At 66.8% G+C, this 25811-nt stretch carries 23 protein-coding genes and 2 pseudogenes; 11 read left to right on the top strand and 14 right to left on the bottom strand.

The annotated features are described in order from the left end of the window. Window positions 1–28 precede the first annotated feature (28 nt). The 8 genes and pseudogenes from ACN2C8_RS02345 to ACN2C8_RS02310 form a co-directional block, all read right to left on the bottom strand. Window positions 29–883: an ABC transporter permease gene (locus ACN2C8_RS02345; RefSeq protein ID WP_419254189.1), complete on the bottom strand. Its 855-nt coding sequence runs from the start codon at window positions 881–883 to the stop codon at window positions 29–31. Further along, complete coding sequence (locus ACN2C8_RS02340; RefSeq protein ID WP_419254188.1) at window positions 883–1788, bottom strand: ABC transporter permease; 906 nt, start codon at window positions 1786–1788, stop codon at window positions 883–885. Before ACN2C8_RS02340 ends, ACN2C8_RS02345 begins: the two co-directional genes overlap by 1 nt. Continuing rightward, a pseudogene (locus tag ACN2C8_RS02335) lies at window positions 1789–1910 on the bottom strand (hypothetical protein); the annotation flags it as partial. It abuts the gene before it with no gap. Between the two features lie 19 nt (window positions 1911–1929). Continuing rightward, entirely contained in the window at window positions 1930–3039 is a 1110-nt protein-coding gene (locus ACN2C8_RS02330) for an ABC transporter substrate-binding protein (RefSeq protein WP_419254187.1), read from the bottom strand. 82 nt (window positions 3040–3121) lie between these two features. Continuing rightward, entirely contained in the window at window positions 3122–4495 is a 1374-nt protein-coding gene (locus ACN2C8_RS02325) for a glutamine synthetase family protein (RefSeq protein ID WP_419255792.1), read from the bottom strand. 8 nt (window positions 4496–4503) lie between these two features. Then, window positions 4504–5871 carry an aspartate aminotransferase family protein gene (locus ACN2C8_RS02320; RefSeq protein ID WP_419254186.1) on the bottom strand — a complete coding sequence of 456 codons (1368 nt, stop codon included), beginning with the start codon at window positions 5869–5871 and terminating at the stop codon, window positions 4504–4506. 181 nt (window positions 5872–6052) lie between these two features. Continuing rightward, window positions 6053–7501, bottom strand: a complete 1449-nt coding sequence (locus ACN2C8_RS02315; RefSeq protein WP_419254185.1) for an NAD-dependent succinate-semialdehyde dehydrogenase — start codon at window positions 7499–7501, stop codon at window positions 6053–6055. A 146-nt stretch (window positions 7502–7647) separates the two neighbouring features. Next, window positions 7648–8328 (bottom strand): GntR family transcriptional regulator, encoded by a 681-nt coding sequence (locus tag ACN2C8_RS02310; RefSeq protein WP_419254184.1) that lies wholly within the window; start codon window positions 8326–8328, stop codon window positions 7648–7650. Window positions 8329–8417: 89 nt separating this feature from the next. On the opposite strand from ACN2C8_RS02310, the gene ACN2C8_RS02305 reads away from it, so the two are divergent. From ACN2C8_RS02305 to ACN2C8_RS02275, 7 genes and pseudogenes are all read left to right on the top strand, one after another. Next, complete coding sequence (locus tag ACN2C8_RS02305; protein WP_419254183.1) at window positions 8418–9737, top strand: aspartate aminotransferase family protein; 1320 nt, start codon at window positions 8418–8420, stop codon at window positions 9735–9737. Window positions 9738–9831: 94 nt separating this feature from the next. Next, window positions 9832–10194 (top strand): c-type cytochrome, encoded by a 363-nt coding sequence (locus ACN2C8_RS02300; RefSeq protein ID WP_419254182.1) that lies wholly within the window; start codon window positions 9832–9834, stop codon window positions 10192–10194. 37 nt (window positions 10195–10231) lie between these two features. Next, window positions 10232–10387: pseudogene (locus ACN2C8_RS02295) on the top strand (hypothetical protein); the annotation flags it as partial. 845 nt (window positions 10388–11232) lie between these two features. Beyond that, entirely contained in the window at window positions 11233–12600 is a 1368-nt protein-coding gene (locus ACN2C8_RS02290) for a pectate lyase family protein (RefSeq protein WP_419254181.1), read from the top strand. Between the two features lie 168 nt (window positions 12601–12768). Continuing rightward, window positions 12769–13890: a chorismate synthase gene (gene aroC, locus ACN2C8_RS02285; RefSeq protein ID WP_419254180.1), complete on the top strand. Its 1122-nt coding sequence runs from the start codon at window positions 12769–12771 to the stop codon at window positions 13888–13890. Window positions 13891–14058: 168 nt separating this feature from the next. After that, window positions 14059–14562, top strand: coding sequence for a response regulator (locus tag ACN2C8_RS02280; protein WP_419254179.1), 504 nt, complete (start codon window positions 14059–14061; stop codon window positions 14560–14562). A 58-nt stretch (window positions 14563–14620) separates the two neighbouring features. Then, window positions 14621–14869 (top strand): hypothetical protein, encoded by a 249-nt coding sequence (locus tag ACN2C8_RS02275; RefSeq protein ID WP_419254178.1) that lies wholly within the window; start codon window positions 14621–14623, stop codon window positions 14867–14869. A 10-nt stretch (window positions 14870–14879) separates the two neighbouring features. Here the strand turns inward: ACN2C8_RS02275 and ACN2C8_RS02270 are convergent, their stop codons facing one another. The 3 genes from ACN2C8_RS02270 to queC all read right to left on the bottom strand — a co-directional run bounded on the left by ACN2C8_RS02270 (window position 14880) and on the right by queC (window position 16664). Further along, window positions 14880–15245: a 6-carboxytetrahydropterin synthase gene (locus ACN2C8_RS02270; protein WP_419254177.1), complete on the bottom strand. Its 366-nt coding sequence runs from the start codon at window positions 15243–15245 to the stop codon at window positions 14880–14882. 73 nt (window positions 15246–15318) lie between these two features. Then, entirely contained in the window at window positions 15319–15951 is a 633-nt protein-coding gene (gene queE, locus ACN2C8_RS02265) for a 7-carboxy-7-deazaguanine synthase (RefSeq protein WP_419254176.1), read from the bottom strand. Continuing rightward, complete coding sequence (queC, locus tag ACN2C8_RS02260; RefSeq protein WP_419254175.1) at window positions 15948–16664, bottom strand: 7-cyano-7-deazaguanine synthase QueC; 717 nt, start codon at window positions 16662–16664, stop codon at window positions 15948–15950. The genes queE and queC overlap by 4 nt, the downstream gene beginning before the upstream one ends. A gap of 523 nt (window positions 16665–17187) precedes the next feature. Here queC and ACN2C8_RS02255 point away from each other — a divergent pair. The 3 genes from ACN2C8_RS02255 (at window position 17188) to ACN2C8_RS02245 (ending at window position 22472) form a co-directional block, all read left to right on the top strand. Continuing rightward, entirely contained in the window at window positions 17188–20007 is a 2820-nt protein-coding gene (locus ACN2C8_RS02255) for a TonB-dependent receptor (RefSeq protein WP_419254174.1), read from the top strand. A 199-nt stretch (window positions 20008–20206) separates the two neighbouring features. Then, a complete protein-coding gene (locus tag ACN2C8_RS02250; protein ID WP_419254173.1) occupies window positions 20207–21730 on the top strand; it encodes a response regulator in 1524 nt (507 codons plus the stop codon). 304 nt (window positions 21731–22034) lie between these two features. Beyond that, a complete protein-coding gene (locus ACN2C8_RS02245) occupies window positions 22035–22472 on the top strand; it encodes a helix-turn-helix domain-containing protein (protein WP_419254172.1) in 438 nt (145 codons plus the stop codon). Between the two features lie 82 nt (window positions 22473–22554). Here ACN2C8_RS02245 and ACN2C8_RS02240 read toward each other — a convergent pair whose 3' ends face one another. Beyond that, window positions 22555–22908 carry a PilZ domain-containing protein gene (locus tag ACN2C8_RS02240; protein ID WP_419254171.1) on the bottom strand — a complete coding sequence of 118 codons (354 nt, stop codon included), beginning with the start codon at window positions 22906–22908 and terminating at the stop codon, window positions 22555–22557. Window positions 22909–23077: 169 nt separating this feature from the next. Beyond that, window positions 23078–24289 (bottom strand): methionine gamma-lyase, encoded by a 1212-nt coding sequence (locus ACN2C8_RS02235; protein WP_419254170.1) that lies wholly within the window; start codon window positions 24287–24289, stop codon window positions 23078–23080. A gap of 111 nt (window positions 24290–24400) precedes the next feature. On the opposite strand from ACN2C8_RS02235, the gene ACN2C8_RS02230 reads away from it, so the two are divergent. Then, the gene (locus ACN2C8_RS02230; protein WP_419254169.1) at window positions 24401–24862 is read left to right on the top strand and encodes an Lrp/AsnC family transcriptional regulator; all 462 of its coding nucleotides are present in this window, start codon (window positions 24401–24403) and stop codon (window positions 24860–24862) included. Between the two features lie 62 nt (window positions 24863–24924). Here the strand turns inward: ACN2C8_RS02230 and ACN2C8_RS02225 are convergent, their stop codons facing one another. Next, complete coding sequence (locus tag ACN2C8_RS02225; protein ID WP_419254168.1) at window positions 24925–25749, bottom strand: DUF2306 domain-containing protein; 825 nt, start codon at window positions 25747–25749, stop codon at window positions 24925–24927. Window positions 25750–25811 lie beyond the last annotated feature (62 nt).

Genomic DNA, 25811 nt, shown 5'->3' with positions numbered 1-25811 from the left:
TTGGTGACGTTCTCGAAGGTGATGATGCTCACGACTTCTCTCCCCCATGGCCCGCCGTCGCGGCCGAATTGCCCTGCAGCTTCAGGGCGGCGGCCGTCAGGATCACCGTCAGCACAATAAGTATGGTCGAGGCCGCATTGACCTCGGGCGTCACCGAGAAGCGGACCATCGAATAGACCTTCACCGGGAAGGTCACGGTGTCGGGTCCGGCCGTGAAGAAGGTGATGACGAAGTCATCGAGGCTGAGCGTGAAGGCCAGCAGCGCCCCGGCCACCAGAGACGGGGCCATGTGCGGCAGGATCACGTCCTTGATCGTTCGCCACTCGCCGGCCCCCAGGTCGCGGGCCGCCTCCTCCATCTCGCGGTTGAAGCTGGTCATCCGGGCCCGCACTACCACCGCCACGAACGGGAACGAGAACGAGACGTGGGCGATGATGATCGCCCCCAGGTTCAGCGGCCAGACCATGCCCTGCGGCCACGGCATCACCTTGGCGAAGAACACCAGCATCGCCACGCCCATGCAGATCTCCGGCACCACGATAGGCAGGGCCAGCGCCCCGTTCAGGGCCGTCTTGCCGGGGAAGCGGAACCGCCACAGGGCCAGGGCGACCATGGCCCCCAGCGCCACGCTGACCACGGTCGAAACGGCCGCGATGGTCAGGCTGTTGCCGAACGCCTCGATCAGGCCGGCATTATTGAAAGCCTTCTCGTAATATTTGAGCGTGAAGCCCTTCCAGACGATGTTGCGCCGGCTGTCATTGAAGCTGAAGGCCATCAGGGCGATCAGCGGCGCGTAGAGGAAGATCGCCACGGCCGCCAGCCAGGCCTGCATCTGCCAGCGGCGGAGGTATTCGAGGGGACCGGGAGCGGAGCGTTTCGCCATCACTTGGCCTCCGGGGTCTTGCGAGACAGCACGGCCTGCAAGGCGATGGCGATGAAGGTCAGGTACATCAGCAGGAACGACATCGCCGCGCCGAACGGCCAGTCATTGGCCCGCTTGAACTGGCGCTCGATGACATTGGCGATCATCTGGCTGTCGGGCCCGCCCAGCAGGTCGGGCGTCAGATAGGCGCCCAGGGCCGGGATGAAGGTGATCAGCACGCCCGACGCAATGCCTGGCAGGGCCAGGGGCACGACCACCTTGAACAGGGTCTGCAGGTGGCCGGCGCCAAGGTCGAGACTGGCCTCCAGCAGCGACTTGTCCAGCCGGTCCAGGGCCGAATACAGCGGCAGCACCATGAACGGCAGGTGCACATAGATCAGGCCGAGAATGACCGCGAAATTGTTGTGCAGCAGCTCCAGCGGCTGGAAGTCGCCGATCGGCTGCAGGCCCAGCAGGGCCCCGATCACGCCGCCGCCCTTCCAGATCCACTCCAGGCCCATATTGACGTAGCCCTCGGTGCGCAGCACCGCGATCAGGGCGTAGGTGCGGATCAGCAGGTTCGTCCAGAACGGCAGCATGATCAGCAACAGCAGCCAGGTCTTGGTCTTCTCGGACGCAAAGGTGATGGCCAGGGCCACCGGAAAGCCGATCACCAGGCACAGCCCGGTGGTGATGGCCGCCACCCAGGCCGATTTCACGAAGATCTTCAGATACAGCGGCTCGATCGCCCGAGCGTAGTTCTTGAACGTGCCGGTAATGGCGATGTCGGTCAGGCCGTCGTTGTTGCCAAAGCTGTAGGCCCAGACGATGGCCAGCGGCACGAGGAAGAACAGCACCAGCCAGAACAGCGGCGGGCCGAGCGTGCCGGCGAACACCGCCTTGGCCTGTTTCCAGCTCTGTTCCATCGGTGGTCCCCCTAAAATCCTCCCCCCAGCGGGGGAGGTGTCGACGCAGTCGACGGAGGGGGAAGTCGGGCTGACTCAGCAGCACTTCCCCCTCCGGCCTTCGGCCGCCTCCCCCGCTGGGGGGAGGACTTGGCTCGCGCCCTAAGCCGCCCGCACCCGCGTCATGACTTCCTCGTACTGGCTGGCCTTTTCGGCGCCTTCGAAGGCGCCGTACTCGCACTTGGCCATCACATCCAGCGGCGGGAAGATCACCTGATTGTTCTTGTAATCGTCAGGCATCAGCGCCTTGGCCGCCGCATTGGGCGTCGGATAGAGGATGGTTTTGGAGATCGCCGCCCCGGCCTGCGCGTCCAGCAGATAGTTGATGAACTTGTGGGCGTTCAGCGGACGCGGCGCGCCCTTGGGGATGCACAGGGTGTCGGAATTGATCAGCGATCCCTCCTTGGGGATCACGAAGCCGACGTCGTCGTCTTCCTTCATCAGCTGGGCGATGTCGCCGTTGTATTCCAGCACCAGATCGACCTCGCCCGAGGCCAGCATGTCCTGGCCGTTGTCGTCGTGGAAGGCTTTGATGAAAGGCTTCTGCTTGATCAGCATCGCCTCGATCTCGGCGACCAGTTCGGGCGGGATCTTGTTGACGCTGTAGCCCTTGTACTTGGCCGACAGGCGGATCAGGTCGGCGCTTTCCGACAGCAGGGCGATCTTGCCTTTGTACTGCTCGCTGTCGAACAGGTACTTCCAGCTGTCAGGAACGCCCTTCACCTTGCTCTTGCGATAGCCGATGCCCAGCACCAGCCAGGTGTAGGGCATCGAATATTTGCGGCCCGGGTCGTATTCCGGGTCCATGAAGGCCGGATCGATGTTCGTCAGATTGGGGATCTTGCTGCGGTCCAGCACTTCCAGAAGGCCCGCCTGGCCCATGCGGGTGACGAACTCGTTGGACGGCACAATCACGTCAAAGCCCGGATTGCCGGCCTTCAGCTTGGCGAACAGCTCGTCGTTGGTGGCGAACAGGCTCATGTTCACGTCGACGCCGGTGGCCGTCTTGAAGTCGGCCAGGGTGGTGTCGCCGATATAGGTGTCCCAGTTATAGAAGTTCAGCTTGGCTTCCTCGCCGCCGGCGGCGGCCGGCGCGGGCTTCTCGCCGCAGGCGGTGAAGGTCAGGCCGATGGCGGCGGCGCCCGTGGCCGTCAGCAGCGATCGGCGGTTCATCCCGGCCCGTTGCATGCCCCGTTGGGTAATGGTGCTCATGGTCCCTCAAAGCTCCCTTTTTGTTCGAAGCCGGCGATCCCCCCGGCGGTTTTCAACCCAAAGCCATTGCCGCGCAGCGTGATCACGCGTTGCGCAGGTACCAATCGAAATCGAGGCTGGTGACCACCTCGAAGAACCTCGCCTGTTCAGTCCGCTTCACCGACACGAACATGTCCACAAAGCGGTCACCCAGATAGTCGCGCAGCACGGCTGACTGATCGAACAGATCAACCGACGCGAACCAGTGGGACGGCAGACGCGACTTCTCCTTGGCCGCAGCGGCATAGCCGTCGCCGACCACCGCCGGGCCCGGATCGATCCTGTGGGTCAGGCCGTGGTGAGCACTGGCCAGCAGCACGGCCATCACCAGGTAGGGATTGCCGTCGGCGCCCGCGACGCGGTGCTCGACATGGCGCGTCGGAGCCGGTCCGGCCGGAATGCGCAGAGACACCGTGCGGTTGTTGACGCCCCAGGTCGCCGCGACCGGCGCATAGCTGTTGGCCTTGAAGCGGCGATAGCTGTTGGCGTTGGGGGCCAGGATGGCCATGCCCTCGCCCAGCAGCTGCTTCATGCCGCCGATGGCGTGGCGCAGCATGGCCGAGCCCTCGGGGTCCTCGTCAGCGCACAGGTTGTTGCCGTCCTTGTCGTTGAAGCTGACATGGACGTGGAAGCCGTTGCCCGCCTTGTCGGCCCAGGGCTTGGCCATGAAGGTGGCCTCGCAGCCATGGCGCAGGGCCACGCCCTTGGCCATGCGCTTGTACAGCAGGGCGTCGTCGCAAGCCCGCAGCGCGTCGGGCTTGTGCTTGAGGGTCAGCTCCACCTGGCTGGGGGCGAACTCCGAGATCGCTCCTTCCAGCGGCACGCCGATCACGTCGGCGGTGTCCCACAGCTCGCGCAGGAACGGGGCGATGGCCTCCAGCTCGGGCAGGCCATAGACCTCGATGCCGTGCGGGCGACGACCGGTCTGCAGAGACTTGGGCGGCTGCAGGTCGCCGTCAGCGGTGCGCTCCAGGTCGACCAGATAGTATTCCAGCTCGCAGGCGGCGACCGGCGTCAGGCCATCGGCGGCGTAGCGGTCCAGCACCCGTTGCAGCACGTGGCGGGGGTCCAGATCGTTGGGCGTGCCGTCCAGCTCGTAAAGCGACAGCATCACCTGGGCCATGTCGTCGCCCAGCCAGGGGGCCAGGGTCAGGGTGCCGGGCACCGGCCGCGCGCGGCGGTCGGCGTCGCCGTCTTCCCAGACCAGGCCCGTGTCCTCGCAATCGGCCCCGGTTGTGTCGACAACCAGAATCGAGCCGGGCAGGAAGCGACCATAGTCGTAGACCGCCTGCAGCTCGTGGATCCGCAGCCGCTTGCCGCGCGGCACGCCGGTCATGCTGGTGAAGAACACATCGACAAACCGCACCTGCGGATTGGCGGCCAGGAAGTCGCGGCATTCCTGGGGATCGGCAACCATGGGATGGCTCATGCGGACAGGCCCTCGATCTCGGCGGCGAACCCGTCGACGGCCGCGACCAACCGGTCAATCGACGCGTCTTCAGTCACCGGCGACACCAGCATCATGTTGTGGAAGGGCGCAATCAGCACGCCCCGGTTCATCAGCCACAGATGAAGCGCGGCCACGAGGTCGTGGTCCAGCGCCTTGCGCATCTGGGCGGCATTTTTTGGCGGAGGATTGGCGAAGACCAGCTCGACCCGGGCCCCGACATGGACCACCGACCAGGGCAGACCGCGCGCCGCGACGACGGTGTTCAGACCCGCCACCAGACGCTCGGCCCCGGCCAGCATGCGGTCATAGGCGGCGGGCGTCATGACCTCGGTCAGCATGGCGCGCATGGCCGCCATGGCCAGGGCGTTGCCCGACAGGGTGGTGCCGATGCCCGACTGGCCCGGTCCGATCCGCGCCTGGGCGTGGTCCATGCGCGCAGAGAGCTCGGCCGTGACGCCCCAGACGGCGGCCGGCACGCCGCCGGCGATGGCCTTGCCGACCACGAACATGTCGGGCTCCAGCCCGTGCAGCCCGGCATAGCCGCCGGGGCCGCTGGACAGGGTGTGGGTCTCGTCGAGGATCAGCAGGGTTCCGGAGTCGCGGGTCAGGCGGCGCAAGGCCTCATGGAAACCGGGCTCGGGCAGGATCATCCCGCAATTGGTCATCACCGGCTCAGCCAGGACGGCGGCCACCTGATCGGAGGCCAGGGCCGCCTCCAAGGCGGCCAGGTCGTTGAACGGTACGACCCAGGTGGTGGCGGTCATGTCGTGAACCTGACCCAGCAGACCCGGCTTCATCACGGGTGAGCCGTCGTTCAGCACGACAAAGGCGTCCTCGACCATGCCGTGATAGCAGCCGTCGAACACCAGGATCACCGACCGCTGGGTGACCGCCCGAGCCCAGCGGATGGCGGCGCGATTGGCGTCGCTGGCCGTGGTCGCCGTTTGCCACAGCGGCAGGCCGAAACGCTCGGCCAGCAGGCGGCCGACGAGGATCGCGCTGGCCGTCGGCAGCATGAAGCCGGCGCCGCGCTTGATCTGGTCCGACACCGCCGAGGCCACCGCCGCGTCGCCATGGCCGAACATCGACGGCGTGTCGCCCAGGCAGAAGTCGTCATACAGCTTGCCGTCGACATCGGTGATCTGGGCCCCGACGCCCTGGGCCGCGAAGATCGGGCTGGGACTGGCCCAGTCGTTCATCCAGTGCATCGGCGCGCCGCCGCGCCAGACCTGCGCCGCCTGCCCGGCCATCGCCACGCTGCGCGGATGCTCGGCCGTGAAGCGCGCGGCTTCGGCCTGCATCAACCCCTCGAGGGTGGACGCGTTGGCGAGTTCCGCCATCATCCCGCCGCCCCGAAAAATACTCCCGTCATTCCCGCCCTTGTGGCGGGAACCCCTGGCTCAGCTGACACGTGAAGCGCATTGGCGGGCCAGCCCGCCACACCTCTGCCCTTGCGGCGGATAGAGGGGTTCCCGCCACAAGGGCGGGAATGACGGGAGATGGGGGGATGACGGCGCGAACGCATCATCCCTTCACCCCGCCAAAGCACAGATATTTGGTCTCGAAATACTCATCCAGCCCCTCGGACGCGCCCTCGCGCCCCAGGCCCGACTCCTTGACCCCGCCGAACGGCGCGACCTCGGTGGAGATGATGCCTTCGTTGATGCCGACCATGCCGGCCTCGATGGCTTCGGCCACGCGCCAGCAGCGACCGACATCACGGCTGTAGAAATAAGCCGCCAGTCCGAACGGCGTGGCGTTGGCCAGGTCGATGGCGTCCTGCTCGGTCTCGAACTTCACGATCGGGGCGACCGGGCCGAAGATCTCCTCCTGGAACAGCCGCATGTCCGCTGTCGCGCCGGTCAGCACCGTGGGCTGGTAGAACAGGCCGCCCAGGCCATGCGCGTCGCCGCCGATCAGGACGACGGCGCCGGCCTCAACCGCCTCGCGCACCAGGCTGTCGACCTTGATCAGGGCCTTGTCGTTGATCAGCGGGCCGATGGTGACCCCCTCGCCGGTTCCGGGGCCGACCTTCATCGCCGCCACCTTCTGCGTCAGCCGGGCGGCGAAGGCGTCGTGGATGCCCGACTGCACGATCAGCCGGTTGGCGCAGACGCAGGTCTGGCCGGTGTTGCGGTACTTGCTGGCGATGGCGCCGTCGACGGCGGCCTCCAGATCGGCGTCGTCGAAGACGATGAACGGCGCATTGCCGCCCAGCTCGAGGCTGAGCTTCTTCATGGTGCCGGCGCACTGGGCGTACAGGGTCTTGCCCACGGGGGTGGAGCCGGTGAACGACAGCTTGCGCACGCGCGGGTCATCGCACAGCGCCTTGCCGATGGCGCTGGCGTCCTTGCCGGTGACGATGTTCAGCACCCCGGCCGGCACGCCCGCCTCCATCGCCAGCCGGGCGATGGCCAGGGCGCACAGCGGCGTCTCGGCCGCCGGCTTGACCACCACCGTGCAGCCGGCCGCCAGGGCCGGGCCGACCTTGCGGGTGATCATGGCGATCGGGAAATTCCACGGCGCGATGGCGGCGCACACCCCGACCGGCTGCTTGATCGACATCAGCCGCTTGTTGGGATCCGGCGTCGGGATCGACTGGCCGTGGCCCCGCTTGGCCTCCTCGGCGAACCAGTCGATGAAACTGGCCCCATAGACGACCTCGCCCCGCGCCTCGGCCAGGGGCTTGCCCTGCTCGGCGGTCATCAGCCGGGCCAGGTCGTCGGCATGGGCCAGCATCAGGTCGCTCCACCGCCGCAGGATCGCCCCGCGATCCTTGGCGGTGCGCGCCGCCCAGGCCGGGAAGGCGCGATGGGCGGCGTCGATGGCGATGACGGTCTGCGCCGCGCCAAGATCGGCGACCTGCGCGATCACCGTCCCGTCAGCCGGGTTGGTCACCTCGAAGGTGGCGTCGGCCTGGATCCACAGGCCATCGATCAGGGCGGCGGTTTCGACGAGTTTCAGGCCGGTCATGGGCAGGTCACCTCGGCGTCAAGCATACCGACGTCAGGTCGGCATGGGGGTTCAACGCATGAAGGGCGGGGGCAAGCGTCACGGGCAGGCTTTCCTGAAACTGTGATCACAGTTCGCGGCCTCAGCGCGCCTGTCAAGACGGCCGCTCATGCGCCCGCCTCCACGGCGGTCCGCATCTTGTCCATGCCTTCAGACAGGTCAGCGGCGATGGCGCGGCGGGCGCCGTCGGCGTCGCGGGCCTTGAGGGCGGCGATCGCCTCGGCGTGACGGTCGGCCGGCAGGCTGCCGGTGCCGACGCGCCCGAACACCACCCGCATGAACGGCCCGATCTGCAACCATAGCCCGCCGGCCATCGACAGCAGCACATCGGCGCCTGAGCGCTCATAGATGGCGAAGTGAAAGGCGTGGTTGGCCGTCATGTAGCCGTCGACATCGCCGGCCGCCAGCGCGGCGTCCAGCCGGGCGTCGATGGCCTGCAGGGTTCTGATCAGCCCCTCGTCGGCATGGCGCGCGGCGCGGGCGGCCAGCTCCGGCTCGATCCACAGGCGGGCCTGGGACAGCTGTTCCAGCCGGTCGGCGGTCAGGGACGGCACCGACAGGCGCTTGTTGGCCGGATTGATCGCCAGGGCCCGCTCGGCCGCCAGCCGCCGCACGGCGTCGCGCACCGGCATCGGACTGACCCCCAGCTCGGCGGCCAGGCTGCGCAGACTGACCCCGACACCGGGCGCGATGCGGCCGGTGATCAGGGCCTGACGGATCGCGTCATAGACCTGATCATGCACGGCCGTGGAATCGGCCAGGGCGCGTCTTTGCGGGGCGGCAGGCACGAAGGGGCTTCCAGAAAGCGGGCAATTGCGATCACAGTGCATGATCCCTCGCCCGACGCCAGCCCCCGGCCCAGCCCTCGAGACCGCCCATGCCCAATTTCGGCGCCAACAACCTCGACGCCTTCTGGATGCCGTTCACGCCCAACCGGCGGTTCAAGGCCCAGCCGCGCATGCTCTCGTCCGCCAAGGACATGCACTACAAGACCCCCGAGGGCCGCGAGATCCTCGACGCCACCTCGGGCCTGTGGTGCGTCAATGCCGGCCACGACCGCCCCCGTATCCGCGAGGCGATCCAGAAACAGGCCGCCGAGCTGGACTACGCCCCCTGCTTCAACATGGGCCACCCGCTGGCCTTTGCGTTCGCCAGCCAGCTGGCCCAGGTGACGCCGGACGGCCTGGACCGGATCTTCTTCACCAATAGCGGCTCGGAGTCGGTCGACACCGCCCTGAAGATCGCGCTGGCCTATCAGCGGGCCCGCGGCAAGGGGACCAAAACCCGGCTGATCGGCCGCGAGCGCGGCTATCACGGGGTGGGCTTCGGCGGCATCTCGGTGGGCGGCATCCCCAAGAACCGGATGTATTTCGGCTCGCTGCTGACCGGCGTCGACCACCTGCCCCACACCCACGGCGTGGCCGGCAACCTGTTCTCGAAAGGCGAGCCCGAACACGGCGCCGACCTGGCCGACCAGCTGGAGCGCATCGTCGCCCTGCACGATGCCTCCAACATCGCCGCCGTGATCGTCGAGCCGGTGGCCGGCTCGACCGGCGTGCTGATCCCGCCCCAGGGCTATCTGCAGCGCCTGCGGGCGATCTGCGACAAGCATGACATCCTGCTGATCTTCGATGAGGTGATCACCGGTTTTGGCCGCCTGGGCGCGCCGTTTGCCGCCGACCGCTTCGGCGTCACCCCCGACCTGCTCTGCATGGCCAAGGGCCTGACCAACGCCGCCGTGCCCTGCGGCGCGGTCGCCGCCTCGAGCAAGATCTACGACGCCATGATGGAGGGCGCCGACGCCCCGATCGAGCTGTTCCACGGCTACACCTATTCGGCCCACCCCCTGGCCTGCGCGGCCGGGATCGCCACGCTGGAAACCTACAAGGAAGACGACCTCTTCGCCCGGGCGGCGGGGATGGAGGCCTACTGGCAGGAGGCCATGCACAGCCTGCGCGACGCCCGCCACGTCATCGACATCCGCAATCTGGGCCTGATCGGCGGCATCGAGCTGGAGCCCCGCGCCGGCGCGCCGACCGCCCGGGCGCTGGAAGTGTTCGAGGCCGCCTTCGACGCCGGCCTGCTGATCCGGGTGACCGCCGACATCATCGCCCTGTCGCCGCCGCTGATCATCGAAAAGCGCCATGTGGACCAGGTGGTCGAGACCTTGCGCGGCGTGCTTTCAAGGGTCGATTAGCCGCCCGCGCCTGCCCGGAATTGATCCCGATCAATGGCAACCCGCCGCCGGGGCGCACACTCGCAGCAGACCTCCACTGGGCCCGAGCATCACCATGTCATCGCCCCCGACCGCCACGCGTAGCCTGATCCTCGTCCTGGCCGCCGGCGCCAGCCTGGTCGCCTGCGCGACCACGCCGGGAGAGCCTTCAAAGGCCGATCTGGTGGCGCGCGGACGCAACCTGGCCCTGACCGAATGCTCGCAGTGCCACGCGGTAGGCTCCAGCGCCGGCAACCCCAAGACCGCCGCGCCCAGCTTCGCCAGCGTCGCCCAGACCTATCGCAACACCCGCCTCGACTGGGAGCTGGAAGCGATCTCGCAGGTTGGCCATTACCGCATGCCGCGCAAGCCACTGACCTCGATCGATATCGCCGACCTGACGGCCTATATCCGCTCGCTGGATCGCGCGCCGCGTTAGGGGGCGCTGAAGCGGACCTTGCGGGGTTCGGCTTGGGGTGGTTTGCGGACTTTGCTCCCTCTCCCAGAAGGAGAGGGTTGGGGTGAGGGGTTACGGCGTTCGACGGAGTGCCGGCACGCCGTCAAGCCTCGTAACCCCTCACCCTCCCACCGCTTCGCGGCGGGCCCCTCCCTCTCCCTTTGGGAGAGGGATTTAAGGATGGCTCCCTTCGGCGCGAAGGGGGACGGGGTGCGCCCAGATCGAAACCTTCTCCCAGAGGGAGAAGGAGGGGCCCGCGCCGCAGGCGTGGGAGGATGAGGGGTTTGCGAAGCCCTTCCGGACTGGGCAGGGCCTCCGGGCTCCAGGACGGCTGACGGTGTAACCCCTCACCCTCCCACGCAAGCGTGGGTCCCTCCCTCTCCCTCTGGGAGAGGGCTGGGTGTACGGGGATACGCCGCGCTCAATCCCCGTTCTTTCCGAAACAAACAGCAGCTAGATCAACGCCTTGTAAAAAACTTGATCGCGCCCGTCAGACGCGCTGAAACCGCCCGCATAATCAATCTCACCTGACAGCACGGGAAGGGCGCACGTACGGCGACCGTTGCGGCTGTCAGGGGTGATCGAGCGGGAGTGAGGGCGGGTGACGTAAACCTGCCTATCGGGGGCAAGCCAAGGCCTCCGCCCGTCCGAAGGTTCGCTCCGGGTTCCTCCGGAATCGGCGTGGCTTGCAGCTTCAGGGCTGGGTCCGTCGCGAGGAGGGCAAAACCCGGGTGGGGCATAGGGTTGAACCAGACCCGCGCGCCCCGGCCAGGGGGATAACGATCACGCAGAGCGTCTGTCTTCGTCGAAACGGTATTCAACTATCCCATCATCCGGGCGAGGCCCGGACGCTCCGCGACCCTTCCCACCTCTTCGGCGGTTTCCGCGCGAGGCTGCGAAGCGGTGTCCGCCAGACTTCGACTGAGAAATGACACCGGTGGACAAAACTCCTCCTCGCCGCCATCCTCGCGCCTCGACACCGGCGCTGCAGACGCCGCTCCACCAGAGATGAAACACGCCATGCGCCGCCCGCTTCACAACGCCGCCAGCCTGGCCGCCCTGACCCTCGCCCTGACCGCCTGCGCCACCGCGTCCGGCACGGCCGGGCCGAAAGAGGTGGTCGCGTTCCCCGGCGCAGAGGGCGCGGGTCGCCTGAGTGTCGGCGGACGCGGCGGGGCGGTGATCAAGGTCACCAACCTCGACGATGTCGGCCCGGGCTCCCTGCGCGCCGCCGTCGAGGCCAAGGGGCCGCGCACCGTGGTGTTCGATGTGTCAGGAACGATCGCCCTGAAGAGCCCGCTGAAGATCGCCAACGGCCAGATCACCCTCGCCGGCCAGACCGCGCCGGGCGGCGGGATCACCCTGCGCGACCAGACCCTGATCGTGGCCGCCGACGATGTGGTGATCCGCTTCATCCGCTCGCGGCTCGGCGCCGAAAGCCGCACCGAGGGCGACGCGATCTGGGTGGCCAAGGGGCGGCGGATCATCCTGGACCACGTCTCGGCCAGCTGGTCGGTGGACGAGACCCTGTCGGCCTCGGCCCGGTTCGATAATCCCGATCAGGGCTTTCATGACCTGACCGTGCAGTGGTCGATCATCAGCGAGAGCCTGGCCAAGTCGATCCACGCCAAGGGCGACCACGGTTATGGCAGCCTGATCCGCGGCGGCCAGGGCTCGAAGATCAGCTTCCATCACAATCTTTGGGCCAATCACCTGGCCCGCATGCCGCGCCCCGGCAACTATGACGGGCCTGACAAGGACCCGGTCGGGGCCTTCATCGAGTTCCGCTCCAACGTCTTCTACAACTGGGGCAAGGGCCATGCCGGCTATGACGCCGACAAGGCGGCGCTGGTCGCCTACAACTTCGTCGACAACGCCTATGTGATGGGCCCCAGCTCGGAAAAGGCCATCGCCTTCAACGAGAGCAACAGCCTGGCCAGGGCCTATTTCGCCGGCAACAGCATGAACGGCGTGGTTCCGGCCGATCCGTGGAGCCTGGTCACCGGCCTGCAGGTGGAGGGCTATCGCCAGGCCGCCCCGATCGACATCGCGCCCATCGCCGCCGATCCCGCCGCCAGCGCCTATGAGCGCGTGCTGGCCGAGGCCGGGGCCTCGGTCTGGCGCGATCCGGTCGACGCGCGGGTCGTGGCCGGGGTGCGCGACCGCAGTGGCATGATCATCAACAACGAACAGGATGTCGGCGGCTGGCCTGTGCTGGCGTCCGGCGTCGCCGCGCCGGATGCGGACGGCGACGGCATGCCCGATGCGTGGGAAGCGGCGCACGGGCTCAATCCCAAGGCGCCCGATGGTACGTCGCCGGCCAAGGGCGGCTCGGGCTGGACGAACCTGGAGCTTTACCTGGCCGGGGCGGCGAAGGTTCGGGGCTAGTTTCAAAAGTCCTCCCCCTAGCGGGGGAGGTGTCGCCGAAGGCGACGGAGGGGGAAGTTCTGCTGACTCACTGCCAACTCCCCCCACAGGCCTTCGGCCGCCTCCCCCTTCAGGGGGAGGACTTGCCCGCCTTTGCCGCAGCCAGCTGTTTCCGCTAGAAGCGCCGCCATGTCGCACAACACCTTTGGTCATCTGTTCCGCGTCACCACCTGGGGCGAAAGCCATGGGCCGGCGCTCGGCTGCGTCGTCGACGGCTGCCCTCCCGGCATCGCCCTGACGGCGGAGATGATCCAGGACTTCCTCGACAAGCGTCGCCCCGGCCAGGGCAAGTTCGTCACCCAGCGCCAGGAGCCCGATGCGGTCCGCATCCTGTCGGGCGTGTTCGAAGACGGCCGCAGCGACGGCCAGCGCACGACCGGCACGCCGATCAGCCTGATGATCGACAACACCGACCAACGCTCCAAGGACTATGGCGAGATCGCCCAGGCCTTCCGGCCGGGCCATGCCGACTATCCCTATTTCGCCAAGTACGGCGTGCGTGACTATCGCGGCGGCGGCCGCAGCTCGGCCCGCGAGACGGCGGCCCGAGTGGCGGCCGGCGCCATCGCCCGGCTGGTGATCCCCGGCGTCACGGTGCGCGCGGCCCTGGTGCAGATCGGTCCGCACGCCATCGACCGCTCGCGCTGGGACTGGAGCGAGATCGACAACAATCCCTACTGGTCGCCCGATGCGGCGATCATTCCGGTCTGGGAAGAGCACCTGGAAAAGATCCGCAAGGCCGGCTCCTCGACCGGGGCCATCGTCGAGGTCGAGGCGACCGGCGTGCCCGCCGGCTGGGGCGCGCCGCTGTATGGCAAGCTCGATGCCGAACTGGCAGCGGCCCTGATGTCGATCAATGCCGCCAAGGGTGTCGAGATCGGCGAGGGCTTCGCCTCGGCCGCCCTGACCGGCGAGGACAATGCCGACCAGATGCGGATGGGCAATGATGGTCCGGTGTTCCTGACCAACCATGCCGGCGGCGTGCTGGGCGGGCTGTCAACCGGTCAGCCGGTGGTGGCGCGGGTGGCCTTCAAGCCGACCTCGTCCATCCTGATCCCGCGCGACACGGTCAACGAGGCCGGCCACGAGGTCGAGCTGCGCACCAAGGGTCGCCACGACCCCTGCGTGGGCATTCGCGGGGTGCCGGTGGTCGAGGCCATGACCGCCTGCGTGCTGGCCGACGCCTTTCTGCGCCATCGCGCCCAGACCGGCGGCGGCGCCTATCGTCCTGGCCAGGCTGACCGTTTCTGAGATCACGGGTCGGTCAACTTTATCCAACGTGGTCTGATCACTGAAAACACTCAGGTTTCTGGGTTGACCTCGCACATTGCAAGGTTGTAATGCTTCCCCCCATGCGGACGTCTTGTTATTGATTCGCGCATAGGTTGCGCTAGTGCGCGTCAGGGCTCAAGAAAACGCGTGCGCTTCGACACCCTGAAAATCCTGATCGTCGACGACAATCAGCACATGCGGCTGCTGTTGACCGAGATGCTGCGCGCCATCGGCGTCCGGAACATCTTCGAGGCCATCGACGGCGCTGAGGCCCTGCAAATGATGCAGCGCGTGCCGATCGACATCGTCATTACCGACCTGAAGATGGGTCTGCTGGGCGGCATCGAGTTCGTCAATCTGCTGCGCCGCTCGCCCTCCAGTCCCAACCCCTTCGCGCCGGTGCTGATGGTGACCGGCCATTCAACGTTGCGACGCGTCCAGGACGCCCGCGACGCCGGGGTCAACGAGTTCCTGACCAAGCCGGTCACGGGTCGCAGTCTGGTCCATCGCCTGACCCTGCTGATCGAGCATCCCCGCCCGTTCATCCGCTGCGAGGGCTATTTCGGCCCCGATCGGCGACGGCAGGTGGCCGCCGGATACAAGGGCCCCTGGCGGCGCGACGAAGACGCGATCGCCATCGACTTCGGCTAAGCCGGTCTTAAGACCTGTTAGCCATTATGAGGCCGCTGTTAGCCGGGATAAGCGAGCCATGACCGCCCAACGTCTGATGTCCACCATTGCCCTGGTCGCGCTTGGCCTGAGCCTGCAGGGCTGCATCGCGGCCAGCGCCGTCGGCATGGTGGCCGGCACCGCCATTGGCGTCACCGGCGCCGTGGTCGGGGGCGCCGCCAAGGTTGGCGGCAAGGCCGTCGTCGCCACCGGCAAGGCGGTCATCCCAGGCGAAAGCGCCAAGGACCGCGACAAGCGCGAATACGAAGAGTGGAAGCGCTCGCGCTAGAGCCTCGCTTCTAGAGGCAAAGCGCGCAGCTTTCGCCGATGGTCGGACGCGAGATCACCACACGCGACAGACCCGGAAAGGTCGGCGTCAGGCGCTGCGCGAAATACAGGCACAGACGCTCCAGGGTCGGGCTTTCCAGACCGGGGCGATCGTTCAGCAGGCCATGGTCCAGCTCAGTCGCCACGGCCTTGAGCGCCGTGTCCAGGCCCTCCAGGTCGGCCACCCAGCCGGCGTCCTGCATCTGGCCCTTCACGCTGGCTTCCACCTTGAACGAGTGGCCGTGCAGCTTGCGGTAGCGATGGTCGGCGGGACCTTGCTCGATGTAGTGAGCCGCGTCGAACGTCGCGGCCTTCGTGATCTCGAAGACAGGCTTCATCAGGTACTTCTTTCGACAGGGCCTGGGAGGCTCTAGCGCAACGACCCTGTCACCAGGTCGCGCGCCTTATCCGTCAGGGCAGGCCGAGATATTTGTGTGTTTGGACGCTTAAACGCCATTGAGGGTGGGAAAGGCAATAGGCGACGGCCAATTGCGTGTTCCGGTCGCGATCGGGACCATCCATCGGCTGCAGGTAGAAGCGCTCGAAATCCAGGCTTTCGAACCGCTCCGGCAGGGCCTTGTCCTGCGGATAGACCAGCTTCAGCTCCTGCCCCCGGGTCTGCACGACGGGCGCGTCGGCCTTGGGGCTGATGCAGACCCAGTCGATGCCGTCCGGGGCCATGAGCGTGCCGTTGCTCTCGACCGCGATCATGAAGCCCCGGGCGTGCAGGGCGTCGATGGCCGCCGGGTCCAGTTGCAGCAGCGGCTCGCCGCCAGTGCAGACGACAAGCCTGTCGTTCGGCCCGCCGGTCCACTGGGCCTCGACCGCGTCGGCCAGGGCCTCGGCCGTGGCGAACTTGCCGCCGTTCTCGCCGTCCGTGCCGACGAAGTCGGTGTCGCAGAACGTGCAGACGGCCTTGGCGCGGTCCTGCTCGCGGCCGGTCCACAGATTGCAGCCGGAAAAGCGGCAGAACACCGCCGCCTTGCCGGCCTGCCCGCCCTCGCCCTGCAGGGTGAGGAAGATTTCCTTGACGCTGTAGGTCACGGGACCAGCTCCGTACGACCGGCGGCGTCCCAGTCCTCATAACCCTTCTGGCGCAGCTCGCAGGCCGGGCAGTCGCCGCAGCCGTGGCCCCAGGGGTGCAGGTCGCCGCGCTCGCCGCGGTAGCAGGTGTGGCTCTCGACCACGATCAGATCGACCAGATCCTCGCCGCCCAGCGCCTTGGCCAGGGCCCAGGTTTCCGCCTTGGTCAGCGCCATCAGCGGAGTTTCGATGCGGAAGTCGCGATCCATGCCCAGATTCAGCGCGGTCTGCATCGCGTCCAGCGTATCGCGCCGACAGTCCGGATAGCCCGAGAAGTCGGTCTCGCACATGCCGCCGACCAGGGCCGGAATACCCCGCCGGTCGGCCAGGGCCGCGGCATAGATCAGGAACACCAGATTGCGGCCCGGCACGAAGGTCGAGGGCAGGCCGCGGTCGGTCATCTCGATGGCCCGGTCGGCGGTCAGGGCGCTCTCGGCGACCGCGCCGAAACCCTTGAGGTCCAGCACATGGTCTTCGCCGAGGCGCTCGGCCCAGTGCGGGAAACGGGCGGCGATCTGATGGCGCACGGCCACGCGCGCCTTCATCTCGATGACGTGGCGCTGGCCATAGTCGAAGCCGACCGTCTCGACGCGGGCATAGCGCTCCAGCGCCCAGGCCAGGCAGACGCTGCTGTCCTGGCCGCCGGAGAACAGCACCAGGGCGGCGTCAGTCATGAACGGTTCTCCGGCCCGGCGCGCGACGGGCAGCACAAGAGTTGAAACAGAAAGCCATGGCTCCCTCTACACCAGGCGGCGACGGCTCGAAACGGTCCAGCGGCGCTGCGGAGCCTGGCGCCCGCTGGTCAGGGCGCATCAAGCCCCGAAAAACAGTGATCGACGCCAATACCCAAGACCGTAATCGCCCAACAGCGGAGGCGGCCGCAAACCGTAGCGCCCGGGTTTTGGGCGCCTTGGCCGAGATTGCCGCAAGGTAAGCGCCAAACCCACTTTTCTAATAACGGTGGAAACTTGCCCCAAACAGGAGAACGTGATGCCGGGGAAAGTGAAAAGGTGTAACCTATCGCTGTTCACTTAGGCTGGCGGCAGTTGACAGTCAAAGAACGCAAGTATGCAATCTGCCTATGCTGCGAGGGGTCCGCCGTACGCCCGCGTAGCGCGAATTGTACGGCGCCGAGGAAACAAGCGACGCACGCAGGGTCCGCCATAAGGAGCCGCGGCGTTCAGGGAGGGAATTCGAATGTCGCAATCTTCGCGTTTGCGGAGCCTGCTGGCCATGGGCGCTTCGGCGGCCGTGCTTGCAGCCGTCGCCACACCCGTGCTGGCCCAGACCGGTCAGCAGACCACGGTCATCGAGGAACTGGTCGTCACCGCCCAGAAGAAGGAAGAAGCCCTTCAGGACGTGCCGATCGCGGTTTCCGCCTTCAGCCAGGACACGCTTGAAGCCCAGAAGATCGACGGCGGTCCGAATCTTCAGCTTGCCATTCCGAACGTCAGCTTCGCCAAGAGCAACTTCACCAACAGCTTCAACTTCCAGATCCGCGGCATCGGGGCCCGGGCGGTCGGCGCATCGGCCGACGCCGGCGTCGGCGTCCACCTGAACAACGCCCCCCAGCAGTCGGGCAACCTGTTCGAAGCCGAATTCTACGACATGGAGCGCGTCGAAGTGCTGCGCGGTCCGCAAGGCACGCTGTACGGCCGCAACGCCACCGGCGGCGTGGTCAACCTGATCACCGCCAAGCCGACCGACACCTTCGAAGCCATGGCCCGCGCCGAAGTCGGCAACTACGGGACCCAGAAGGTCCGCGGCATGATCAACCTGCCGATCTTCGGCGACAAGCTCGCCATCCGGGCCGCCGGCGCCTATCTGAAGCGCGACGGCTTCATGACCAACACGTTCACCGGCAACAAGGTGGACGACCGGGATCTGTACTCGACCCGCATCTCGGTGATGTTCAACCCGACGGAAAAGCTGCGCACCAACTTCCTGTGGGAGCGCTTCGATGAAGACGACGCCCGCTCGCGCACCGGCAAGCAGCTGTGCACCAAGGACAACGGCCCCGCCACCGTCGGCGGCGTCGCCACCGGCGCGGCGCGCATCTTCCTGACCCAGGGCTGTCTGCCCGGCTCGCTGTACAGCAACAACGCCTACGGCACCGTCAACAGCTCGGGCACGCTGACTGGCGAACTGGGCAACATCTTCGGCTTCACCAGCGGCGACGTGAACGCCGGCGACACCACTGACAAGGATCTGAACAAGTTCGAGTCGTCGTTCGACCCGATCTACCAGTCCAAGTCGGACGTCTATCAGTTCACCCTGAACTACGACCTGACCGACGAGCTGACCGTCACGGCAATGACGTCGTACAGTGAGAACTCGGTCTATTCCAAGCAGGACTACAACCGCAACGTCTCGGCCGTGCCGTTCAACAACACGCCCTTCACGCCGGGCGGCTTCTTCACCGATCCGCAGACGGGCCGGACGAACAAGTTCACCACCCTGGACATCTCGTCCAATGCGGCCGAACAGTTCAGCCAGGAAATCCGCCTGTCGTCGAACTTCGATGGCCCGCTGAACTTCAACATCGGCGGCATCCACTTCGACTACGAGACGGTCACCGACTATTATGTGATCGGCAACTCGCTGACCCTGTCGGCCTTGGCCCTGAACGCCACCAACCCGCTGAACGGCGGCAACCCCAACTGTAATCCTGTGACCCTGCCGAACAGCTGTATCGGCATCGATACGGGCGCCACGCCAGACGGTTCGGGTCACAACTACTACGACAATCGTACGCCCTATAAGCTGAAGTCGGACGCCCTGTTCGGCGAGCTGTACTGGCAGGCCAATGACGCACTGAAGTTCACCCTGGGCCTGCGCCAGACGCGCGACCGCAAGTCTGTCGACAACTACAAGACCGTGCTGCTCGCGCCGGGCACCGGCCTGGTCCTCGACCCGGTCACGCCGACCGCCAAGGTCAGCTTCAGCGAACTGACCGGCCGCTTCGGCTTCGACTACAAGCCAGAGCTGTCGATGACCGACGACACCCTGGTCTATGCCTTCTATTCCAAGGGCTATAAGGGCGGCGGCATCAATCCGGGCGTACCTGCCAACGCCGTCGGCATCCCGCAGACCTTCGCTCCGGAATTCGTCAACGCGTTCGAACTGGGCACCAAGAACACGATGCTGGGCGGCAGCCTGCTGATGAACGCCACCGGCTTCTACTATGACTATCAGGGCTACCAGATCTCGAAGATCGTCAACCGCACCTCGGTCAACGAGAACGTCAATGCCATAGTCTATGGCCTGGAGCTCGAGTCGATCTGGTCGCCGATCTACAATCTTCGCCTCAACGCCAATGTCGGTTACCTGCACACCGAGATCGGCAAGGACGTGAAGTCGATCGACACCATGGACCGCACCCAGGGCAATGCGGCCTATACCCTGGTCAAGGTCGGGCCCAGCCTGCCCAACGCCAGCGTCGGCGCCAACTGCGTGCTCAGCTCGGCCGGCGTCGCCACCCTGCTGGCCATCGGCCAGGGCGGCACCCTGCCCTTCGCTTGCGGCGGTCCGGCGGTGTTCTCCGGCTTCCTGCAGAGCCGAGGCGTTCCGGCGCCCACGGCCAACTTCCTGGCCAATGGCACCGGCCTCTATAACTACGGCGCCGGCTATTCGATCGAAGGTACGGCGGCTGATATCTCTGGCAACGAGCTGCCCAGCTCGCCGCATTGGACGACCTCGGTCGGCGCCCAGTATCGTTGGGACATGGCGGCCGGCTGGTCGGCCACGCTGCGCGGCGACTACTACCGCCAGACGAGTCAGTACGCCCGCGTCTACAACACCGCCTACGACCGCATCAAAGCCTGGGACAACGCCAACCTGACCCTCAAGATCGAGAAGTCGGAGTGGGGCCTGGAGATCGACGCCTATGTGAAGAACCTGATGAACGACGTTCCGATCATCGACGCCTACACCAGCGATGACTCCTCGGGCCTGTTCACCAACATCATCACTCAGGAGCCGCGCCTCTACGGTGTGAGCATCACCAAGAAGTGGTAACCCGCTGTCCCTGACGGGACGCTCTTCTCCGGGGGCGGCGGGTCATCCCGCCGCCCCTTTTTATCGCCTGATGGTCTGCCCTTGATCCGGAGATTGGTTGCGTCTGAAGCGACTTTCCTGAGAATCGGCCTCGACTTAACGACTCCGCAAGGGCGAGGCAGGCAGGGTAGCCGCTCACAGACGCCAGCGAAGCGGCCGCATGGAAACGCTATCTCGTCTTATTGATCGCCGTCCGCCGGTCGCCTCCACCACGTCCTGCCAGGACGTCTGGACGATCTTCGACGCAGATCCCCGAGCTTTTTCGGTTGCCGTCGTCGACGGCGCCAAGCCGACAGGCATTGTCTATCGTGACGTGTTCCTGGGCATGATGGCCGTCGCCCGCGACGCCCTGAGCCAGCGCCCCGTCGTCGAGGTCATGGACCGAGATCCGCGCCAGGTCCCCGTCGGGACAGAGCTTGGCGCCTTCGTCGACCGCCTCGCCGATAACCCCTCGCCCGTGTTCCGCACCGCCTTCGTGGCCGTGGATGAGGCCGGTGACTATGTTGGCGTGGGCGGACTGGGCTCGCTGCTGACCTCCTATCGTCGTCGCCAGCGCGAGGCCACAGACGCCATGGCGCTGGTCGAACGGATGGCCACCGACATCAATCACCACCTGGACGGCGTCCTGGCCATCACCGCGCGCCTGGAGCAACAGCGCCTGACACCGGACGCCAGCGCCTTCGTGCACGCCATCGGCGAGACCAGCCGCGACATGGGCGCCATGCTGGGCCGCGCGATCGACCTGCAGCGCGCGACCGGGGGCCAACTGCCGATGACCCCGACGCCCGTGCGCCTGCGCGACCTGGCCGACGCCGTCGAGGCCCGCTGGTCGGCCCGCGCCGCCGAGGGCGGATCCACCCTGCTGTTCTCCTATGACGGCGAACCCGAATGCGGGGTCGAGGTCGACGGCGAGCGTCTGCTGCAGGTGTTCGACGCCCTGATCGAAAGCGCCCTGGCCAGCGGCCGCGGCGTCATCGAGGCCTGCCTGCAAGCCCGCATCGGCGCCGACGGCGTGCATCTGGACGGCAGCGTCCGCGACAATGCCAGGGGTCTGGCCGCAGATCGTCTCGCGCGGATTTACGAGCCGCTGGGCGCGGCGCGCATCGAGGATCGTACCGAAATGGCCTTGGGCGTGGGCATGGCCCTGGCCCACCGGATCATGCGCGGCCTGGGCGGCGAGGTGAAGGCGCAAGCCAATCTCGGCGCCGGCCTGACCGTACGCTTCGCCTTTGTCGCCCCGACCGCCGAGATCGACAAGGCGCCGCCGGCCGAACCGACCCTTGACGCCCGCGCCGCGCACATCCTGATCGTCGACGACAACGCCACCAACCGCATGGTCGCCGAGGCGCTGTGCGACATGTTCGACTGCACCTCCGAGCAGGCGGTTGACGGTGTGGAAGCTGTGGAAATGGCGCGAAGCGGCCGCTTCGACCTGATCCTGATGGACATCAAGATGCCGCGCATGGACGGCGTCACCGCCACCCGCACCATTCGCGAGATGAGCGGCCGGCCGGCCATCACCCCCATCGTCGCCCTGACCGCCAATGCCGATCCCGCCGACGTCCAGACCTATCTGGCGGCCGGCATGCAGGACGTGGTCGAAAAGCCGATCAAGCCCGAGCGCCTGGCCACCGTGCTCAGCGCCCTGCTGAACGGCGACGACGAGGAAGAGGTCGCGGCCTGATCAAAGGCTTTCGGCGGGGCGCGGTCGAAGCCCATCTTGCCCGGCTACCGCCGCCTTTGACCATGACCACTTCTGCGCTCACCTGATCAATGCCCCGCCTCGCGACAGGCTATCGGGGCGTCGTCAATTCGCCGATCGACACCCGGCCGCAGGCCCTGCTCGACCGCGTCCTGAAGGCGCGAGCCAGCCCTGAACCCATATCGGGGCGGATATGGGTCCCGCATGCGCGACCTAATGCCGCGCCTTACTTTCCGGGCCGTCACGGTCGTGTCATGTAGGACAAACAACCTTTGGAGGCGAAGTGATGGGCGAAGAAACCGAAGGCCGGCGACCCAATCCGGTCGATCTGCATGTCGGCGGACGCGTTCGGATGCGTCGAAAACTGCTGGGCGTCAGCCAGGAGCAACTGGCCGATTCCCTGGGCCTGACCTTCCAGCAGGTCCAGAAGTACGAGCGCGGCGCCAACCGCGTCAGCGCCAGCAAGCTGTATGAGATCGCCAAGACCCTGCAGGTGCCGGTGTCGTTCTTCTTCGACGGACTGGCCGACCCCATGGGCGGCTCGGAAGCCGATGACGCCGGCCTGCACGCCGAACGCATCGTCCAGGAGTTCCTGACGACGCCCGAAGGCCTGGAGCTGGCCGAGGTGTTCCCTCGCATCGCGCGCGGCCGGGTCCGTCGCCAGGTGCTGGATCTGGTCCGGGCGATGGCCGACGACGCCGGGCGCAACGAAGCCGCCGCCTGATCCCTCTACTGTCCCGCACAACACAAGGCCTCGGCGGGCGACCGTCGAGGCCTTCTTGCGTCCGGTTCGCCCAGATAGAGCTTTAGCTGGCCGAGATCCGCGCCTGCGAGGCGGCCCAGATGTTTTTGGCCGTCCGCGCCGAGGCGTGGGTCAGACCGCGCAGGTCGTGGGTCTTGAGGATTTTGAAGCCGACCTCGCGCTCCTTTTGCCAGGCCATCTGGACATCGTGAGCCAGGCCCGCGGCCAGGTCGACAAGCTGGGCCTTGGCGGGGGGCGCCGCGCCGGCCAGCATCTGCACGCGAACCCCGCCATCGGAAACGTCACGGATCACACAGTCCCAGGCGAAGCCGCCACAGAGCAGCTTTCCCGCCCTGTGGGTCGAGAGACGGGCCGCGCCCCGCCGATCGCCTTCTGCGCCTGGCGCGTACTTGGACATGAAGTCATAAACGCATGGCGCGGTTAATCGGCCGTGCAGGCGCGCAATTTTGTCGCTCCCGCGACCAAACGCCTCTCACAAGCCTCTGAAACCAGTGACTTTTGTCAGACAATCGACATACGGTAGGCCTCACGGATCATGGCGCCGCGCCATTAACCTTTGAGGGCTGTCAGGCGACCACCGGCAAGGCCGCCGTCGCCAGCGCGCGGGCCAGGTCGGCCAGGATATCGGCCTCGTCCTCAAGTCCAATCGACAGCCGCACCAGCCCCTCGCTAATGCCCGCCGCCGCCCGTTCCTCGGCGCTATAGGTCGAGTGGGTCATGCTGGCCGGATGCTGGATCAGGGTCTCGGCGTCGCCCAGCGACACGGCCCGGCGGATCAGGGTCAAGCGGTTCATCATCGCCACCCCGGCCGCGTGCCCGCCGGCCAGTTCAAACGCGATCATGCCGCCGGGCAAGGCCATCTGGCGCTGGGCCAGGTCGTGCTGGTCGAAGCTCTTCAGCCCCGGATAGAAGACCCGCGTCACGGCCGGATGGGCCTCCAGCCACGTTGCGACGCTGGCGGCGCCGGCGCAATGCTGGCGCATGCGCAGGGCCAGGGTCTTCAGGCCCCGCATGACCAGAAAGGCCGTGAAGGGCGACATCACCGCCCCGGTCATGTCCTTGACCCCGGTCAGCCGCACGCGCGCCATGTCTTCCACCCCACCGACAGCGATGCCGCCGATCAGGTCGCCATGACCGCCCAGATACTTGGTCGCCGAGTGCACCACGATGTCAGCTCCCAGCGCGATCGGCCGGGTCAGCAGCGGCGTGGCGTAGGTGTTGTCGACCACCAGCTTGGCCCCGCAGGCCCGCGCGACTTTCGCCGCGCCGGCGATGTCGACCAGGCGCATGTTGGGATTGGCGGGGGTCTCGAAATAGATGATCCGGGTCTTGTCGGACACCACCGCCGCCAGGGCGTCCATGTCGGTCATGTCGACCTGGGTGACGGTGATCCCGAACCGCGAGAGCCCGTCGCGCATGAAGGCGAAGGTGCAGCCATACAGGGTCTGGTCGGTGACCACCTCGTCGCCCGAGCGCAGGAAGCTCCACATCACCGCCGTGATCGCGCCCATGCCCGAGGCCGTGGCGACGCCGGCCTCGGCGCCCTCCAGCGAGGCCACCCGGCGCTCCAGAAGGTCGGTCGTCGGGTTGGAGATCCGCGAATAGAAGTGCCCCGGCCGCGTGCCGGCGAACATCTCCCCGCCGGCCTCGGCGCTGTCGAAGGCGAAGGTCGAGGTCAGGTGGACGGGTGGGGTCAGGGCGCCGTGCTCGTCGGCCGGATCATAGCCCGCGTGGATGGCCCGCGTCGAAAAGCCGGTCTGGATGAGGTCGCGCGCCATGACGGTGCTCCGTGGTTACGGCACGAGATTGGCGCGGATTCAGCGGCGGAAGATTGCCAAGTCTGCTACTGAAGACGTTCAGTTTGGCAGATTCCACCCCGAGGACCCGATATGGACGCCAAGGACCGGCAGATCATCCGCGAACTGCAGAAGGACGGCCGCCTGACCAACCAGGATCTGGCTGATCGGGTGAACCTGTCGCCCTCCCCCTGCCTGCGCCGGCTGCGCCATCTGGAAGCCGAAGGGGTGATCACCGGCTACACCGCCCTGGTCGACCAGAAGGCCTATGGCCTGCCGATCACCGTCTTCATCCGCGTGCGGCTGGATCGCCATGGCCAGGACGTGGTCAAGGGCTTCGAGGACCAGGTGGCGCGGATCGACCAGATCCTCGACTGCTTCCTGCTGGCCGGCGGCGACGACTATCTGCTGCGGGTGATCGTCGAGAGCCTGGAGGCCTATGAGGACTTCATCCGCCGCCGGCTGCACGCCATCCCCGGCATCGCCTCGATCGACACCAGCTTCGCCTATGGGGTGGTCAAGCAGACGCGGGTGTTTCCGCTGGCGGGTATCTAGAGTCCTCCATTCTTGACGCATTTTCTAGCGACGAACCGGCGTCAACTTCGCCGGAAAATGCTCTACAGCCGCGGCAGCCACATCCCCAGGGTCGCGCCGAAGATGCCGACGCTCATGGCCAGGGTCAGGACGAGCAGGGCCAGCGCCATGCCGGTCTTGGCCAGCGCCCCGCCCCGGTCGCGGGCCACCATGTAGACCTCCAGCACGGCCAGCGGCAGCAGCACGTGGGCGAAGGCCAGGAAGATGTCGAACGGCCCGGTGAAGGTGTCATTGTGGCCCACCGGCGCCTTGTGGATGACGAACCACAGCATCATCCCCACCCGATAGAACCAGACCCCGTACATCAGCACGAACAATCGCAGAGCCCAGCGCTGGTGCAGGGCGATCCGGCGGGCGGCGGCGTGGCGCCAGGCCAGGACGGCGCAGACGATGACCAGCACCGCGTTCAGCGTATTGGCAACCGCCATATAGCTTCCCGCGACCGCGCCGCGGGTGAAGGCGACATACAGGCCTGAGCCGCTGATGATCAGGGCGATCAGCAGAAACAGCCGGCCGTTCCAGCGATGCAGGGCCGGGACGCGCGACCGGATCTGGGGGACCAGTTGCAGCGCGCCGCTGAAGCTGACGAGACCGGCGGCCAGCAGGTGGACGCCCAGCACCGCATTGCCGCCCAGGTCGCCGGAATTGTAGCCGTGCCCGGCCGGCAACACCGTGTTCCAGCGCGCCCACTCGCCCCGCAGCGCGCTGACGCCATAGAGGGCGACGATGTAGTAGCCGAACACCCACAGCCCGACGACCAGCGCCAGATACCAGAGCGCCGCCGAAGCCCTGAGCGCCAGGGTGGCCGCCGCCCGCCCATCCCTGCGGCGCGCCGATACCGGTTTCATTCTGCCTGCCTGTTTCCGAAAGGCTCAAAGCGAGCCGTGAGATCAAGGCTAGGAACCGCTCG

It is taken from the genome of Caulobacter sp. ErkDOM-C (assembly GCF_048541825.1).
GTDB lineage: Bacteria > Pseudomonadota > Alphaproteobacteria > Caulobacterales > Caulobacteraceae > Caulobacter.
Note: the sequence above shows the minus strand (reverse complement) of the source record. Positions and strands in the feature narration are given on the sequence as shown.

Excerpts from the sequence above, each read along its gene's own strand:
- ACN2C8_RS02315 (WP_419254185.1), bottom strand. The coding sequence starts at position 7,501 with ATGACCGGCCTGAAACTCGTCGAAACCGCCGCCCTGATCGATGGCCTG.
- ACN2C8_RS02230 (WP_419254169.1), top strand. The coding sequence starts at position 24,401 with ATGGACGCCAAGGACCGGCAGATCATCCGCGAACTGCAGAAGGACGGC.
- ACN2C8_RS02345 (WP_419254189.1), bottom strand. The coding sequence starts at position 883 with ATGGCGAAACGCTCCGCTCCCGGTCCCCTCGAATACCTCCGCCGCTGG.
- ACN2C8_RS02225 (WP_419254168.1), bottom strand. The coding sequence starts at position 25,749 with ATGAAACCGGTATCGGCGCGCCGCAGGGATGGGCGGGCGGCGGCCACC.
- ACN2C8_RS02270 (WP_419254177.1), bottom strand. The coding sequence starts at position 15,245 with ATGAAGCCTGTCTTCGAGATCACGAAGGCCGCGACGTTCGACGCGGCT.
- ACN2C8_RS02325 (WP_419255792.1), bottom strand. The coding sequence starts at position 4,495 with ATGGTTGCCGATCCCCAGGAATGCCGCGACTTCCTGGCCGCCAATCCG.
- ACN2C8_RS02330 (WP_419254187.1), bottom strand. The coding sequence starts at position 3,039 with ATGAGCACCATTACCCAACGGGGCATGCAACGGGCCGGGATGAACCGC.
- ACN2C8_RS02290 (WP_419254181.1), top strand. The coding sequence starts at position 11,233 with ATGCGCCGCCCGCTTCACAACGCCGCCAGCCTGGCCGCCCTGACCCTC.
- ACN2C8_RS02300 (WP_419254182.1), top strand. The coding sequence starts at position 9,832 with ATGTCATCGCCCCCGACCGCCACGCGTAGCCTGATCCTCGTCCTGGCC.
- ACN2C8_RS02320 (WP_419254186.1), bottom strand. The coding sequence starts at position 5,871 with ATGATGGCGGAACTCGCCAACGCGTCCACCCTCGAGGGGTTGATGCAG.
- aroC (WP_419254180.1), top strand. The coding sequence starts at position 12,769 with ATGTCGCACAACACCTTTGGTCATCTGTTCCGCGTCACCACCTGGGGC.
- ACN2C8_RS02240 (WP_419254171.1), bottom strand. The coding sequence starts at position 22,908 with ATGTCCAAGTACGCGCCAGGCGCAGAAGGCGATCGGCGGGGCGCGGCC.
- ACN2C8_RS02235 (WP_419254170.1), bottom strand. The coding sequence starts at position 24,289 with ATGGCGCGCGACCTCATCCAGACCGGCTTTTCGACGCGGGCCATCCAC.
- ACN2C8_RS02275 (WP_419254178.1), top strand. The coding sequence starts at position 14,621 with ATGACCGCCCAACGTCTGATGTCCACCATTGCCCTGGTCGCGCTTGGC.
- queC (WP_419254175.1), bottom strand. The coding sequence starts at position 16,664 with ATGACTGACGCCGCCCTGGTGCTGTTCTCCGGCGGCCAGGACAGCAGC.
- ACN2C8_RS02255 (WP_419254174.1), top strand. The coding sequence starts at position 17,188 with ATGTCGCAATCTTCGCGTTTGCGGAGCCTGCTGGCCATGGGCGCTTCG.
- ACN2C8_RS02245 (WP_419254172.1), top strand. The coding sequence starts at position 22,035 with ATGGGCGAAGAAACCGAAGGCCGGCGACCCAATCCGGTCGATCTGCAT.
- ACN2C8_RS02305 (WP_419254183.1), top strand. The coding sequence starts at position 8,418 with ATGCCCAATTTCGGCGCCAACAACCTCGACGCCTTCTGGATGCCGTTC.
- ACN2C8_RS02340 (WP_419254188.1), bottom strand. The coding sequence starts at position 1,788 with ATGGAACAGAGCTGGAAACAGGCCAAGGCGGTGTTCGCCGGCACGCTC.
- ACN2C8_RS02250 (WP_419254173.1), top strand. The coding sequence starts at position 20,207 with ATGGAAACGCTATCTCGTCTTATTGATCGCCGTCCGCCGGTCGCCTCC.